General features: G+C 40.8%; 14 protein-coding genes, 1 tRNA gene and 2 rRNA genes. 14 read left to right on the forward strand and 3 right to left on the reverse strand.

What is annotated here, in order from left to right; genetic code table 11:
* The first annotated feature begins 167 nt into the window (after nt 1-167).
* The 10 genes from R6U77_RS07790 (at nt 168) to R6U77_RS07835 (ending at nt 8,922) form a co-directional block, all read left to right on the forward strand.
* Nucleotides 168-3,095: ribosomal RNA gene (locus R6U77_RS07790) — 23S ribosomal RNA — on the forward strand.
* A 68-nt stretch (nt 3,096-3,163) separates the two neighbouring features.
* A 5S ribosomal RNA gene (rrf, locus tag R6U77_RS07795) occupies nt 3,164-3,279 on the forward strand.
* Nucleotides 3,280-3,859: 580 nt separating this feature from the next.
* Nucleotides 3,860-4,756: a patatin-like phospholipase family protein gene (locus R6U77_RS07800; protein WP_319838046.1), complete on the forward strand. Its 897-nt coding sequence runs from the start codon at nt 3,860-3,862 to the stop codon at nt 4,754-4,756.
* An 88-nt stretch (nt 4,757-4,844) separates the two neighbouring features.
* Nucleotides 4,845-4,920: transfer RNA gene (locus R6U77_RS07805), tRNA-Asp, on the forward strand.
* A gap of 121 nt (nt 4,921-5,041) precedes the next feature.
* A complete protein-coding gene (locus R6U77_RS07810) occupies nt 5,042-5,371 on the forward strand; it encodes a hypothetical protein (protein WP_319838047.1) in 330 nt (109 codons plus the stop codon).
* A 119-nt stretch (nt 5,372-5,490) separates the two neighbouring features.
* Nucleotides 5,491-5,943: a tRNA (adenosine(37)-N6)-threonylcarbamoyltransferase complex ATPase subunit type 1 TsaE gene (tsaE, locus tag R6U77_RS07815; RefSeq protein ID WP_319838048.1), complete on the forward strand. Its 453-nt coding sequence runs from the start codon at nt 5,491-5,493 to the stop codon at nt 5,941-5,943.
* On the forward strand, nt 5,940-6,635 hold the full coding sequence (gene tsaB / locus R6U77_RS07820) for a tRNA (adenosine(37)-N6)-threonylcarbamoyltransferase complex dimerization subunit type 1 TsaB (RefSeq protein ID WP_319838049.1): 696 nt from the start codon (nt 5,940-5,942) through the stop codon (nt 6,633-6,635). Before tsaE ends, tsaB begins: the two co-directional genes overlap by 4 nt.
* Before the next feature lie 3 nt (nt 6,636-6,638).
* On the forward strand, nt 6,639-7,079 hold the full coding sequence (gene rimI, locus R6U77_RS07825; RefSeq protein ID WP_293927630.1) for a ribosomal protein S18-alanine N-acetyltransferase: 441 nt from the start codon (nt 6,639-6,641) through the stop codon (nt 7,077-7,079).
* The gene (gene tsaD, locus R6U77_RS07830; protein ID WP_319838050.1) at nt 7,080-8,096 is read left to right on the forward strand and encodes a tRNA (adenosine(37)-N6)-threonylcarbamoyltransferase complex transferase subunit TsaD; all 1,017 of its coding nucleotides are present in this window, start codon (nt 7,080-7,082) and stop codon (nt 8,094-8,096) included. It begins immediately after the preceding gene.
* 448 nt (nt 8,097-8,544) lie between these two features.
* Nucleotides 8,545-8,922, forward strand: coding sequence for a hypothetical protein (locus R6U77_RS07835; RefSeq protein ID WP_293927634.1), 378 nt, complete (start codon nt 8,545-8,547; stop codon nt 8,920-8,922).
* Between the two features lie 36 nt (nt 8,923-8,958).
* Here R6U77_RS07835 and R6U77_RS07840 read toward each other — a convergent pair whose 3' ends face one another.
* Nucleotides 8,959-10,890: an ABC-F family ATP-binding cassette domain-containing protein gene (locus R6U77_RS07840; protein ID WP_319838051.1), complete on the reverse strand. Its 1,932-nt coding sequence runs from the start codon at nt 10,888-10,890 to the stop codon at nt 8,959-8,961.
* 129 nt (nt 10,891-11,019) lie between these two features.
* Here R6U77_RS07840 and R6U77_RS07845 point away from each other — a divergent pair, with 129 nt between their 5' ends.
* Complete coding sequence (locus R6U77_RS07845) at nt 11,020-11,646, forward strand: redox-sensing transcriptional repressor Rex (protein WP_293927638.1); 627 nt, start codon at nt 11,020-11,022, stop codon at nt 11,644-11,646.
* Here the strand turns inward: R6U77_RS07845 and R6U77_RS07850 are convergent.
* Nucleotides 11,643-11,975, reverse strand: a complete 333-nt coding sequence (locus R6U77_RS07850) for a hypothetical protein (protein ID WP_319838052.1) — start codon at nt 11,973-11,975, stop codon at nt 11,643-11,645. The two genes, R6U77_RS07845 and R6U77_RS07850, sit on opposite strands and share 4 nt — an antisense overlap.
* Before the next feature lie 131 nt (nt 11,976-12,106).
* Here R6U77_RS07850 and R6U77_RS07855 point away from each other — a divergent pair, with 131 nt between their 5' ends.
* A complete protein-coding gene (locus R6U77_RS07855; protein WP_042479204.1) occupies nt 12,107-12,319 on the forward strand; it encodes a twin-arginine translocase TatA/TatE family subunit in 213 nt (70 codons plus the stop codon).
* A gap of 18 nt (nt 12,320-12,337) precedes the next feature.
* Nucleotides 12,338-13,159 (forward strand): twin-arginine translocase subunit TatC, encoded by an 822-nt coding sequence (gene tatC, locus R6U77_RS07860; protein WP_293927644.1) that lies wholly within the window; start codon nt 12,338-12,340, stop codon nt 13,157-13,159.
* Nucleotides 13,160-13,193: 34 nt separating this feature from the next.
* Here tatC and R6U77_RS07865 read toward each other — a convergent pair whose 3' ends face one another.
* Nucleotides 13,194-13,943, reverse strand: a complete 750-nt coding sequence (locus tag R6U77_RS07865; protein WP_319838053.1) for a CPBP family intramembrane glutamic endopeptidase — start codon at nt 13,941-13,943, stop codon at nt 13,194-13,196.
* A gap of 194 nt (nt 13,944-14,137) precedes the next feature.
* Here R6U77_RS07865 and groES point away from each other — a divergent pair, with 194 nt between their 5' ends.
* Nucleotides 14,138-14,422: a co-chaperone GroES gene (gene groES / locus R6U77_RS07870; RefSeq protein ID WP_293927649.1), complete on the forward strand. Its 285-nt coding sequence runs from the start codon at nt 14,138-14,140 to the stop codon at nt 14,420-14,422.
* The last annotated feature ends 1 nt before the right edge of the window (nt 14,423 follow it).

Raw genomic sequence — 14,423 nt, forward strand, 5'->3', positions numbered from 1 at the left:
TAAATCTTATTTCTTTATTGAAATAAGTTGTAACTAGCAAACAAGAAGGTTTCGAGATACGAGCAAGACAAGGAAACTGCTTGAGAGAATGAAGGAGCGTACCTTTGTACGTGACTGAATGAACGAAAGTAGTTGACGCCGTATTGCGATGTAGATCGAAAGCTGTAGGTTAAGTTATTAAGGGCGCACGGTGGATGCCTTGGCACTAGGAGTCGATGAAGGACGGCACTAACACCGATATGCCTCGGGGAGCTGTAAGTAAGCTTTGATCCGGGGATTTCCGAATGGGGAAACCCACTATGTTTAATGGCATAGTATCCTTACGTGAATTCATAGCGTATGGAAGACAGACGCAGGGAACTGAAACATCTAAGTACCTGCAGGAAGAGAAAGAAAATTCGATTCCCTGAGTAGCGGCGAGCGAAACGGGAAAAGCCCAAACCAAAGAGCTTGCTCTTTGGGGTTGTAGGACACTCTATACGGAGTTACAAAGGAATGAAGTAGATGAAGCGACTTGGAAAGGTCCGCCAGAGCAGGTAAAAGCCCTGTAATCGAAAGTTCATTCCCTCCAGAGTGGATCCTGAGTACGGCGGAACACGTGAAATTCCGTCGGAATCCGGGAGGACCATCTCCCAAGGCTAAATACTCCCTAGTGACCGATAGTGAACCAGTACCGTGAGGGAAAGGTGAAAAGCACCCCGGAAGGGGAGTGAAAGAGATCCTGAAACCGTGTGCCTACAAGTAGTTAGAGCCCGTTAATGGGTGATAGCGTGCCTTTTGTAGAATGAACCGGCGAGTTACGATAACGTGCAAGGTTAAGCTGAGAAAGCGGAGCCGCAGCGAAAGCGAGTCTGAATAGGGCGAGTGAGTACGTTGTCGTAGACCCGAAACCAGGTGATCTACCCATGGCCAGGGTGAAGGTAAGGTAACACTTACTGGAGGCCCGAACCCACGCACGTTGAAAAGTGCGGGGATGAGCTGTGGGTAGCGGAGAAATTCCAATCGAACTTGGAGATAGCTGGTTCTCTCCGAAATAGCTTTAGGGCTAGCCTCGTGATAGAGAATACCGGAGGTAGAGCACTGTTTGGACTAGGGGGGCATCTCGCTTTACCGAATTCAGACAAACTCCGAATGCCGGATATTTATGCACGGGAGTCAGACTGCGAGTGATAAGATCCGTAGTCAAGAGGGAAACAGCCCAGACCACCAGCTAAGGTCCCAAAGTAATCGTTAAGTGGAAAAGGATGTGGCGTTGCTTAGACAACCAGGATGTTGGCTTAGAAGCAGCCATCATTTAAAGAGTGCGTAATAGCTCACTGGTCGAGTGACACTGCGCCGAAAATGTATCGGGGCTAAACGATTCACCGAAGCTGTGGATTGACATCTACGATGTCAGTGGTAGGAGAGCGTTCTAAGTGCGTTGAAGTCAGACCGGAAGGACTGGTGGAGCGCTTAGAAGTGAGAATGCCGGTATGAGTAGCGAAAGACGGGTGAGAATCCCGTCCACCGTATGACTAAGGTTTCCTGAGGAAGGCTCGTCCGCTCAGGGTTAGTCGGGACCTAAGCCGAGGCCGACAGGCGTAGGCGATGGACAACAGGTTGATATTCCTGTACTACCTCCCCACCGTTTGAGTAATGGGGGGACGCAGGAGGGTAGGGTAAGCAGAGCGTTGGTTGTCTCTGTTCAAGCAGTAAGGCGTGTGTGTAGGCAAATCCGCACACTGATACGTTGAGCTGTGATGACGAGTCCGTATGGACGAAGTTCCTGATCTCACACTGCCAAGAAAAGCCTCTAACGAGGTGGGAGGTACCCGTACCGCAAACCGACACAGGTAGTCGAGGAGAGAATCCTAAGGTGTGCGAGAGAACTCTCGTTAAGGAACTCGGCAAAATGACCCCGTAACTTCGGGAGAAGGGGTGCTCTTGAGCGTGCAAGCGCATGAGAGCCGCAGTGAATAGGCCCAGGCGACTGTTTAGCAAAAACACAGGTCTCTGCAAAACCGTAAGGTGACGTATAGGGGCTGACGCCTGCCCGGTGCTGGAAGGTTAAGAGGAGTGGTTAGCGCAAGCGAAGCTATGAATTGAAGCCCCAGTAAACGGCGGCCGTAACTATAACGGTCCTAAGGTAGCGAAATTCCTTGTCGGGTAAGTTCCGACCCGCACGAAAGGCGTAACGATCTGGGCACTGTCTCAACGAGAGACTCGGTGAAATTATAGTACCTGTGAAGATGCAGGTTACCCGCGACAGGACGGAAAGACCCCGTGGAGCTTTACTGTAGCTTGATATTGAATTTTGGTACAACTTGTACAGGATAGGTAGGAGCCAGAGATCTCGGAGCGCCAGCTTCGAAGGAGGCGTCGGTGGGATACTACCCTGGTTGTATTGAAATTCTAACCCATGCCCCTTAGCGGGGCAGGAGACAGTGTCAGGCGGACAGTTTGACTGGGGCGGTCGCCTCCTAAAAGGTAACGGAGGCGCCCAAAGGTTCCCTCAGAATGGTTGGAAATCATTCGTAGAGTGTAAAGGCACAAGGGAGCTTGACTGCGAGACCTACAAGTCGAGCAGGGTCGAAAGACGGGCTTAGTGATCCGGTGGTTCCGCATGGAAGGGCCATCGCTCAACGGATAAAAGCTACCCCGGGGATAACAGGCTTATCTCCCCCAAGAGTCCACATCGACGGGGAGGTTTGGCACCTCGATGTCGGCTCATCGCATCCTGGGGCTGTAGTCGGTCCCAAGGGTTGGGCTGTTCGCCCATTAAAGCGGTACGCGAGCTGGGTTCAGAACGTCGTGAGACAGTTCGGTCCCTATCCGTCGTGGGCGTAGGAAATTTGAGAGGAGCTGTCCTTAGTACGAGAGGACCGGGATGGACATACCGCTGGTGTACCAGTTGTCGTGCCAACGGCATCGCTGGGTAGCTATGTATGGACGGGATAAGTGCTGAAAGCATCTAAGCATGAAGCCCCCCTCAAGATGAGATTTCCCATTACGCAAGTAAGTAAGATCCCTCAAAGACGATGAGGTAGATAGGTTCGAGGTGGAAGTGTGGCGACACATGGAGCTGACGAATACTAATCGATCGAGGACTTAACCACATTCTAAACTTGTTTCAATGACCGTTCATCCAGTTTTGAAAGAATAATTTCTTTCTAATTTAATACGGTGAAGTGATGATGGCAAAGAGGTCACACCCGTTCCCATACCGAACACGGAAGTTAAGCTCTTTAGCGCCGATGGTAGTTGGGGGTTTCCCCCTGTGAGAGTAGGACATCGCTTCGCAACAATGAGGCCACTGAATATTCAGTGGTTTTTTTGTGTATAGAAAAAAATTGGGCAAAATAAGCTGTTTTACGGGCGAATTCAATGCATAATCGGGCGGATTTCTACCCAAAATGGGCGAGTTATTTTTGATAGCTCTTCCTATAATATAGAATATGGTTAAATAATCTTATGAGAGTAGGACGTCGCTTCACATAGGCAATCCTATTTGCCGATAGAGTATCAAAGTTACTGATAGAATATAAAAACTTGCCGATAGAACCATGAAAGCTGCTGATAGAATGCAACAACTTGCTGATATACTTTGTCATAAATATTAAATGTTCAGCCTTCCAGATTGCAAATTATGAAAAAGAATTTTCTTTATAAAATCGGGCGGATTTCTACCTAAAACAGGTGAATCATTTCTCTTGAACTATGATTAAGAAACACCCAGCTATTAAAGATGAAAGCTGCTGTCTATTTTTCTAAGCGAATCCTCAAAATTGCTGATAGTCCTTTAAAACATACTGTGCATATTATACACATTAAAAGTTATATTTTCGGGTTGCTACTCCTACAATAATGTAGGAGGGGAAATATGCTAATCGATGGGGTTTTCTCCGGTGGGGGCTTGAAAGGATTTGCATTAGTTGGGGCATATCAAGTTTTAGAAGAAAAAAATTATCGCTTTAAACGTGTAGCAGGAACGAGTGCAGGAGCGATTATGGCAGCGTTTATTGCTGCTGGTTACAGTGCGAAAGAAATAGAGCAGCTATTGGATGAGTTAAATTTAACAACACTTTTAGATACCCGTAAAATGCTGTTTAATTTGCCGTTTTTAAAATGGTTAAACGTCTATCGACATATGGGTATACATCGAGGTGTAGCATTAGAAAAATGGTTTTATCGAAAGCTGGCTGATCGAAATATTTATACATTTTCAGATTTGCCACCAGGCACTTTAAAAGTAGTTGCTTCAGACCTTTCAAATGGGAAAATCATGGTATTGCCAGACGATTTAATTAACTATGGTATTAATGCAAATGAATTTTTAGTAGCACGTGCTTTGCGAATGAGCTGTAGTATACCTTTCTTTTTTGAACCTGTTATTTTAAAAGTTAGGAATAAGGAATCGATTATAGTCGATGGTGGTGTATTGAGCAATTTTCCTTTTTGGATATTTGATAATCAAAAGGGAAAAAGAATGCGACCTTTGTTAGGAATTAAACTTAGCTCCCGTTCAGAGCATCAACAGCCACGAAAAATAAATAATGGTCTGCAATTATTTGAATCGCTTTTTACTACAATGAAAGATGCGCATGATCAACGATATATATCAAGAAGACATGAACGGGATATTATATTTATTCCTGTAGAAGAATATAGTGCGACGCAATTTGCTATGGATGAAGAAACAAAAGAAGAACTGATTGTGATCGGAAGAACACGTGCACAGCAATTTTTAATGAATTGGCCCAAAGTACGCCTCTTTTAAATAAGAGGTGTATTTTCATAAAAAACTATTGTCAATGGTAATAAATAATGCTATCATATTAAATGTCGATAAAGTAATTAAATATATTGGTCCCGTGGTGTAGCGGTTAACATGCCTGCCTGTCACGCAGGAGATCGCCGGTTCGATCCCGGTCGGGACCGCCATTATTATAGTTTTTATAAGTGATGATTACTTATAAAGGCTTTTTATTTTGTCGAAATTTGGTTTCTAAACAGGTCACCATGGGTATGTATTAGTAGATACATATTGTTGGAGGTGATGCGTATGCTAATGAGAATTGGCGGCGTATTTGCATTAGTGTTTGGCTTAAGTAGTTGTGAGGCTTATGAACAAGGAAAGTTAATTGATATTGAAGATTCCAATGCATATGTATGGCAAAAATATATGAATGAACAAGAGTTTAATCAGATAGAGGTAGGCATGAGCTATCTTGATGTTGTGAAGATTGCAAAAGGTATAGGAACTTTTCAAAAAGATGGTCTATACATTTGGCAAGATGAACATACACTGACACAAGCATATGAAATACATTTTCAAAATGATCAGCTTGTTGACAAGAAAGTAATTGAATTAAAAGGACATTCAACAAGATAAATAAATGGGAGCGCTTAGAAATTATTTCTAAAGACGCTCCTTTTTATGTGTAGTCCTTTGAACATTTTTTCGCATTCGAGTAAACTAAAAGTAATGTATTTTTGGGAAGGGTTAATAATATGACATTTGAAAAGCATATACAATCATTAGATGAAACGAAGCAGCTTGCTCAAGCATTAGCGGAGCAATTAAGAGCACAAGATACAATCACACTAGAAGGCGATTTAGGCGCTGGAAAAACAACTTTTACACAAGCAGTAGCAAAGGGACTAGGTATTCAAAGAACTGTAAACAGCCCTACTTTTACGATTATGAAGCAATATGAAGGACGCCTGGCCTTAAATCATTTAGATGTGTATCGTTTAGCAGACAGTGACGAGGATTTAGGTTGGGATGAAATTTTTTATGGTGATGCGGTGACGATTGTAGAGTGGGCACATTTAATAGAAGAAGATTTGCCGAAGGAACGCTTAGCAATTACAATTAAGCGATTAGGAGAGCAAGAAAGATTATTTATTTTAAAGCCAATAGGTACTCGTTATGTTGAGCTTTGTGAGGAGTTAATGAAATGATTTGGTTAGGAATTGAAACAGCAAATGCACCATTATCCATTGCATTAGTGCAAGATGGAAAAGTTATTGCAGAAGTTGTTCAACATATTAAAATAACACATTCGGCAGGTGCGATGCCTGCTATTGAAGAGCTTTGTGTGAAAGCTTCTATTAAGCCAGCTGAAATTGATGCTATTGCTGTGTCAGAGGGCCCAGGTGCATATACAGGCGTGCGTATAGGTGTCACATTAGCAAAAACATTAGCATGGACATTGCAAAAGCCTTTAGTCGGTGTATCAAGCTTGCGAGTATTGGCTGTCAATGGTCGCTTGTTTAACGGGTGCGTGTGTCCTTTATTTGATGCGAGACGTCAGCACGTCTATGCGGCAATTTATCGAGGACAAACGGCATTGTTGGAGGATGGACATTATGCAATTGCTGATGTGTTAGCGCAAGTAAAACAATGTGGAGAGCAAACGTTGTTTATTGGGGAAGATGTCGCCTTGTATAAAGAGCAAATTGAAGAGATGTTAGGAGAGCAAGCAGTTTTTGCCCCATTTACATTGAATTTGCCTCGCGCTTCAGAGCTTGTGTCGTTAGCGATGAATCAAGCGCTGCCATCTATTGAAGCAACACATACTTTTGTGCCACAATATCGTCGTATTGCAGAGGCGGAGGCCAATTGGCTACAAACACAGAAGGAGAGCAAGTAAGCAATGGTACAATATCGGAAAATGACGGTGGAGGATGTCGAGGCGGTTTACGCAATTGAGGTTGCCTCGTTTCCTGTGCCTTGGACGCTTGATTCCTTTTATTATGAAATGCTTGAAAATCAATTTGCTTATTATACGGTAGCAGAGGAAAGTGGCGAAATTCTCGGTTTTTGTGGTAGCTGGATGGTTGTTGATGCGGCGCAAATTACCAATGTAGCTGTAGTGAAATCAGCACGTGGACGAAAAATTGGTGAAGGTCTAATGCGCGAGGCAATGCGTGTGGCACGTGAGGCGAATATGGAAACGATGAGCTTGGAAGTGCGTGTATCAAATGTTGTTGCGCAAAATTTATATTATAAGCTAGGCTTCCAAGATGGGGGTTTACGCAAAGGATACTATACTGATAATCAAGAGGATGCTCTTGTCATGTGGGTGAAATTATAAATGGAAAATCAATATATTTTAGCAATTGAAACGAGCTGTGATGAAACGGCAGCTGCGGTAATTAAAGATGGCACAACGATCATATCAAATGTCGTAGCATCGCAGATTGAAAGTCACAAGCGCTTTGGTGGTGTTGTACCAGAAATTGCTTCACGTCACCATGTGGAGCAAGTAACGATTGTTATTGAGGAAGCATTAGCGCAAGCACAATTACAGCCGAGTGAGCTAACAGCGGTAGCAATTACAGAAGGGCCAGGACTTGTGGGTGCATTGTTGATTGGTATTAATGCAGCAAAAGCATTTGCTTGGGCGCATCAACTGCCGATTGTTGGCGTGCATCATATTGCAGGTCATATTTACGCTAATGCGCTTGTACAGCCGATGGAATTTCCACTATTGGCGCTAGTTGTATCAGGTGGGCATACGGAGCTTGTTTATATGAAGGAGCATGGGCATTTTGAGCTGATTGGAGAAACGCGTGATGATGCAGCTGGTGAGGCATATGATAAAGTAGCGCGTGTTTTAAACTTGCCTTATCCAGGTGGGCCGCATATTGACAGATTGGCACACGAGGCAGATGAGGCGGTGGCATTCCCACGTGTTTGGTTAGAGGAGGATAGCTATGACTTTAGCTTTAGTGGCTTGAAATCAGCTGTCATTAACTACAAGCATAATATGGATCAGCGTGGTGAAGAAATTATTGCAGCACATGTAGCAAAAGGCTTCCAAGATAGTGTTGTGGAAGTATTAACAACAAAAGCAGTGAGGGCTGCACGTGCATACAATGTAAAGCAAGTGATTGCAGCGGGTGGCGTTGCAGCAAATAAAGGCTTGCGTACAGCGTTAGAGCAAGCTTTTAAACAGGAGGGCATTCCATTTTATGTACCACCACTAAAGCTATGTACAGACAATGCTGCGATGATTGGTGCGGCAGGTGCGAAAATGTATGAAGCAGGTGTACGTGGTAATATGATGATGAATGGGCGCCCAGGGATGGAATTAAAAAGCTGGATATAAATATAGAGAATGCCATTAGCGATAAAAAGCTGATGGTATTTTTTTATGCGATTCAGCATAATGTAAAAATATAATGTTTTTTGCTGTCGATATGCTAAAAAAAGCACCGTTATAAAAAAGGTTTAAGTTTTCTGAAAATTATCCACAGGTTGTGAATAGAAAAGTGCAAAATGTCAATAAGAACATTCGTACTTATGCACAATTTGTGGATAACTTGTGGGTAAGTTGTGATTTATCAATATATAGTATGTCGTTTTCCTCATCATCATGTGGAAAAAATAATTTTTGATTGTGGACAATGTGGAAAAGTCTGTTGATATGTTGGTATTACTATATTTAAAATGTGAATAAAATTGTGGGCTAATTTTATCGAAATTTGTATATTGACCAATATATATGTAATATAAAGTAGAAACAATAGTAGTATAAATAAAGGAGGTAGTGGCTGTTGAAGCAAACTAAAAATTCAATGATTATGTTATTAATTTTCGGAGCGGTGATAGCGAGCCTTGCTTTATGGCTACTTAGTCATACTGTATTCGGCACCTATATTTTATATTCATTCTCAGCTCTGTTTATTTTTATAGCGATTACTTGCTATCCTTTAGCGATTGTTTATGGCAAGCGCGATATTAAAAGAGTATACGATAGTATTTATATAGGAAATTATCGTCTATTTCGTATGAGGAAGCCTTATGCAAATGTATTGAATACAGTAGTTGCCATTGTTATTACAATATTTTTTGGCTGGGCATATGGTGCATATGGAGCTTATCGTGATTCCAAATATAAAAATAAAAGACCTCCGTTAAGAAGAGTGAAATAAAGGACATTGAGCCATCATTGCTCAATGTCCTTTATTTTATAAGTTTTCTACTTCTTCACTTAGCTCTAACCATTCCATTTCAAATGTTTCATGTGCGGATTTGGCGGCATCTAATTCATTTTGAATTTTGAGCGCTTTTTCATGATCAGAAAAAATAGCTGGATCGCATAGTTGTTCTTCTAAAGCGCTGATTTGTGCATCAAGCGCTACCATTTTACCTTCAATTTCTTCTAATTGACGACGAATTTGTCGTTCGCGTTTTTTAGCATCTTTATCAATCATTGAAGTTGATGCCTTTACAGTAGAAGTTGCTTCTACTGTTGAAGATTCCTTCATCGCAGCTAATTCTGTAAGCTCCTGCTTTTTCTCCACGTAATAATCATAATCTCCTAAATACTCGAATGAGCCATCTGAGGCTAACTCTACAACCTTTGTCGCAATGCGATTAATGAAGTAACGGTCATGTGATACGAATAACAGTGTGCCTGGATAGTCAATTAACGCGTTTTCTAAAATTTCCTTGCTATCTAAATCTAAATGGTTAGTTGGCTCGTCTAGTACAAGGAAGTTTGCTTTTTGCATCATGAGCTTAGCAAGCGCTAGACGTGCTTTTTCGCCACCTGATAAAGAGTTAACCGATTTACTAACATCATCTCCACTAAAGAGGAAACGGCCAAGCACTGTGCGAATATCCTTTTCATTCATTAATGGCCATTCATCCCAAAGCTCCTGCAAAACGGATTTATTGGAATTGAGCTTTGCTTGCTCTTGGTCATAGTAGCCGATTTGGACATTCGTACCATAGCGAATTTCTCCAGCGAGCTGTGGTAAGTCTTGGACAACTGTTTTTAATAATGTTGACTTCCCAACACCATTTGGACCAACAAGTGCAACGCGGTCTTCTCGGAAAAGGCGCAGCTGGATATTATGTGATATTTCCTTGTCTGGATAGCCGACAGTAAGCGCATCAACAGCTAATACGTCATTGCCGCTTTGCTTATCAACTGTAAAGCCAAAGCTAGCTGATTTTTCATCACCATCTGGCGCATCCATCCAGTCAGTACGCTCTAGCATTTTGCGTCGACTTTGTGCCATTTTCGTTGTAGAGGCACGAGCGATATTTTTTTGAATAAAGGCCTCCATTTTCGCCTTCTCATCTTGCTGACGTTCATATAATTTCATATCACGCTCATAATTTTTTGCCTTTTCATCTAAATAAGCGCTATAGTTACCCGCATATTTTGTGACGCGTGTGCGCGATACTTCATAAACAATCGATACGACTTGGTCTAGGAAGTAACGGTCATGTGAAACGATTAAAATAGCTCCAGCATAGCCTTTTAAATAATTTTCAAGCCAAGCGAGTGTTTCGATGTCTAAGTGGTTTGTCGGCTCGTCCAAAATCAGAAGATCAGGCTTAGAAAGAAGCAGCTTTGCTAATGCTAAACGGGTACGCTGACCACCTGATAATGAGCGAATTGGCTTGGCATAATCTTCAGGATAAAACTGCATGCCGTGAAGGACAGAGCGTGTATCTGCCTCATATTGATAGCCACCCGCATCCTTAAAATCATGCTGCAATTGGTCATATTCAGCCATCAGCTTTGCATAGACTTCTGCGTTTTCATAAACAGCAGGCTCTGCCATCTGTTGCTCTATAGTGCGGAGCTTTTTCTCCATTTGCTGTAATGGTACGAAAATCGTCATCATTTCATCCCACATCGAGAGCTCAGAATCCAATCCAGCGTGCTGTTCTAAATAGCCGATTTTAATATCTTTTGGGATGATGATTTCACCAGAATCATAGGACATCTGTCCAGCGATAATTTTTAAAAGTGTCGATTTGCCTGCGCCGTTGCGTCCAACAAGCGCTACTCGGTCTCGATGCTGTACTTCTAGCTTGACGCCGCTTAAAATTTCATCCGTAATAAATGATTTATATAGTTGATTTACTTGTAAAACAATCATATTTACACCTCAGTTCATGCTTTAAGTGTAATAGATACGCATGCTTGGTGCAATGATGGATACTTTACTTATTCGCCTATGTTTAGTAAGATGAAAACGACTTCGAACTAGATTGCAGGAGGATTGTATGTGAGCAAAGAAACGAAAATTCCACAAGCAACTACGAAGAGGCTTCCTTTGTACTACCGATTTTTACAAAATTTTGCGAGTGAAGGCAAGCAACGTGTGTCCTCCCAAGAGCTGAGTGAAGCAATGAAAATTGACTCAGCAACGATTCGCAGAGACTTTTCTTATTTTGGTGCTCTCGGTAAAAAAGGCTATGGCTATGATGTCCAGCATTTATTACAATTTTTTCGAGAAACGCTTGATCAAGATGAAGCAACAAATGTTGCTTTAATTGGGGTAGGTAATTTAGGAAATGCCTTTTTAAAATATAATTTTCAAAAAAACCATAATACGCGTATTGTTGTTGCATTTGATTCAAAGGCGCCTGTAGAAGGAACGGAAATTAGTAATATTCCAGTTTTCCATCCGGACCGCTTAGAGGAAATGTATGAGAAATATAATGCGGAATTAGCGATATTAACCGTATCAGCAAGATCGGCACAAGCAATGGCAGATCGTCTGGCACAAATGAATGCGAAAGGTATTTTAAACTTTACGCCGATTCGTTTAAATGTGCCTGAAACTATGAAGTTAATGAATATCGATTTATCTGTAGAGTTGCAGGCACTTATTTATTTGATACGCAATTAAGCATGGCGTTTATTTTTTTTGCGCATGCTATGGTATGGATGACGAAGTATTTGAAGTGGATGCTTGATATAAATGTCTCTAGATATGTATTGTTTCCTACATACGGCGATAACATCTTTTACTAAATTGGCGGTGGAATCTTTGTCATAAGGGGATTGCATGACCTCGAAAACTTCAGGTTGAACAGTAATCAGCCAGCCATTGTTTGATCCCGTAATAATTAATTTGATGAAATTATACTCACCGATATGTTGGTAAGTGTCAGCTGTAATTGCGATTTCTTTTTGATGCTGCAATTTAAGCCATTTACGTATACGAAATTTATTCATATTCGTAACTCCTATCTATATAAGTTAAATATTGCTATATAGTATAACAAAGTTACGAAATTATTCACAACTAATGTATTAGCTAAATTGCGGAGAATGCGTTAAAATGTACATGAAGAGGAGGTGGCGTAATGGTAATCCATTTAAATGCGATTGGACCAGTAAGCCTTGTTATTATCGGTGTTGTTGCCATCCTGATTTTTGGACCGAAGAAGCTTCCAGAGCTTGGCAAGGCAATGGGCTCTACACTTCGTGAGTTCAGACAAGCAACTAAAGGCTTGGCAGACGATGATGATGATAAAAAGAAAGTTATTGAACATAAAGATAACGATAATGTTAAGTAAGTTAAGGATGTCTTATATATGAATCCAAAAGAACTAACTGTTATAGAGCATATTGAAGAATTAAGAAGTCGCCTTGTTGTCACGGCGTTCTTCTTTGTTTTGGCGCTTGTCGGTAGCTTTTTTTTAACAGAGCCTATCATAAAATTTATTCAGGAAAGTGATGAGGCGGCTCAATTTACACTCAATGCTTTTGCGCCAACAGACCCGTTGGCAGTATTTTTAAAAGTTTTGTTTATTGTAGCATTTGTCTTAACATCACCTGTCTTACTTTATCAGCTATGGTCGTTTATTACACCTGGCTTACTTGAAACGGAGCGTAAAGCAACACTTAAATATATACCCTATTCTTTTGTCTTATTTTTAGCGGGAATATCCTTTGCGTATTTTGTGTTATTTCCATATGTCATGCATTTTATGACGAGCTTATCGAATAGCTTGGAGATACAGCAAACGATTGGAATTGATGAGTTTTTTTCCTTTTTATTCACATTAACACTACCATTTGGCATTGTATTCCAATTGCCAGTTGTGACGCTGTTTTTAGCGCGTATTGGAATTCTAAATCCAGCATTAATGGTGAAATTTAGAAAATATTCTTATTTTATTTTATTTGTACTCGCAGCTATTTTAGCACCACCTGATTTTATTTCTAATTTAATTGTTGCGGTACCGCTCTTTATTTTATATGAATTCAGTATTGTTATTTCCAAAGTAGGCTATAAAAAATATTTAGCGGCAGAGGAACAACGTCAGCGTGAAGAAAAAGAGGCTGCTGAGCAAATGCAAGTAGAGGCATTGTTAGCAGAGCAGCGCCGACAAATGGAAGAGATGAATAGATAATAAAAACTGTAGGAAAAGATTTCCTACAGTTTTTTTATTTTGGCACAGCATCAACAAGCGGTGCGATTTTATCAATATTTAATTGGAGAATTGTAACAAAGCCGTTTAATAGCATATGTGCAATAATCGATGTCATGAGACGCTTCGTTTTATAATAAAGAAATGAGAAAATCAGTCCCATAGATGTATAAAGGATAATATGTGTCAGCTCCATGTGAACAATTCCGAAAAGAAGGGCGCTAATAAAAGCGGATACCCAGAAATTTTGCTTTTGAATAAGCGAGCCGAAAATGACACGGCGGAAAATTAGCTCCTCCAAAATAGGTGCTAGAATGACAGAAGACACAATCATAATTGGTGCTGCACGCGTAATTTCTATAATTTTTGCGGTGTTTTCAGAGCCAGGCTCAATTCCTAATAATAGTATTTCGATTTGCGCAGCAATACCTTGACCGAATAATACAAGGAAAAAGCCGATGACACCCCACATAATTGAGATGGGGATGGAAACTGGTTTTCCGGGAAATACATTGAAAAACTGCTGATGGCGTGAAATTAAAATGACGCTAATAATGATTACAAGTATCCAAGCGACTGTATTCCACCAAGCCATTAATGTATAACTAGGATATTCCGCATTCGCCACAAGCTGAAAGAAAAAATCATTTACCGGCGGAATTAATAAAAGAAAAGTGGAAAATTGGGAAGCAACGTATAACAGCAATATATAAAATGCTGTTTTTTGTGTTTTAAATTTTGGTGATTGAATAGATGTCACGTGCATAAAACCTACTTTCTGTAACTATAATACGTTATGCTTTCTTTATTGTAGAGGAAGTTCGTAATAAATGAAAATTTTTTGTAGTTCTGACTTGCAAAAAATTTAGAGATTATTTAATATAGTAAGTGTGTTAGCACTCCTTATGAATGAGTGCTAATAAATCCAAAGATTTAATATTTTGTAGGAGGTTGTTTCACTTGTTAAGACCATTAGGTGATCGTATCATTATCGAACTAGTTGAGGTAGAGGAAAAAACGGCATTTGGCATTGTTTTACCAGACTCAGCAAAGGAAAAGCCGCAAACAGGTAAAGTAGTGGCAGTTGGGACAGGTCGTGTATTAGATAACGGTACACGCGTAGAGCTTGATGTGAAAGAGGGAGACGAGGTTATCTTCTCAAAATTCTCAGGAACTGAAGTAAAATATGACGGCCAAGAATACTTAATTTTACGCGAAAGCGATGTATTAGCTGTTATTGGTTAAT

Source organism: Lysinibacillus louembei, from assembly GCF_033880585.1.
In the GTDB taxonomy this organism is placed as follows: domain Bacteria; phylum Bacillota; class Bacilli; order Bacillales_A; family Planococcaceae; genus Metasolibacillus; species Metasolibacillus louembei.

Bases quoted from the DNA above. Each gene is read 5' to 3' on its own strand.
- R6U77_RS07865 (WP_319838053.1), bottom strand. From the start codon at position 13,943: ATGCACGTGACATCTATTCAATCACCAAAATTTAAAACACAAAAAACA.
- R6U77_RS07800 (WP_319838046.1), top strand. From the start codon at position 3,860: ATGCTAATCGATGGGGTTTTCTCCGGTGGGGGCTTGAAAGGATTTGCA.
- tsaE (WP_319838048.1), top strand. From the start codon at position 5,491: ATGACATTTGAAAAGCATATACAATCATTAGATGAAACGAAGCAGCTT.
- R6U77_RS07850 (WP_319838052.1), bottom strand. From the start codon at position 11,975: ATGAATAAATTTCGTATACGTAAATGGCTTAAATTGCAGCATCAAAAA.
- R6U77_RS07810 (WP_319838047.1), top strand. From the start codon at position 5,042: ATGCTAATGAGAATTGGCGGCGTATTTGCATTAGTGTTTGGCTTAAGT.
- tsaD (WP_319838050.1), top strand. From the start codon at position 7,080: ATGGAAAATCAATATATTTTAGCAATTGAAACGAGCTGTGATGAAACG.
- rimI (WP_293927630.1), top strand. From the start codon at position 6,639: ATGGTACAATATCGGAAAATGACGGTGGAGGATGTCGAGGCGGTTTAC.
- tatC (WP_293927644.1), top strand. From the start codon at position 12,338: ATGAATCCAAAAGAACTAACTGTTATAGAGCATATTGAAGAATTAAGA.
- R6U77_RS07855 (WP_042479204.1), top strand. From the start codon at position 12,107: ATGGTAATCCATTTAAATGCGATTGGACCAGTAAGCCTTGTTATTATC.
- R6U77_RS07840 (WP_319838051.1), bottom strand. From the start codon at position 10,890: ATGATTGTTTTACAAGTAAATCAACTATATAAATCATTTATTACGGAT.
- tsaB (WP_319838049.1), top strand. From the start codon at position 5,940: ATGATTTGGTTAGGAATTGAAACAGCAAATGCACCATTATCCATTGCA.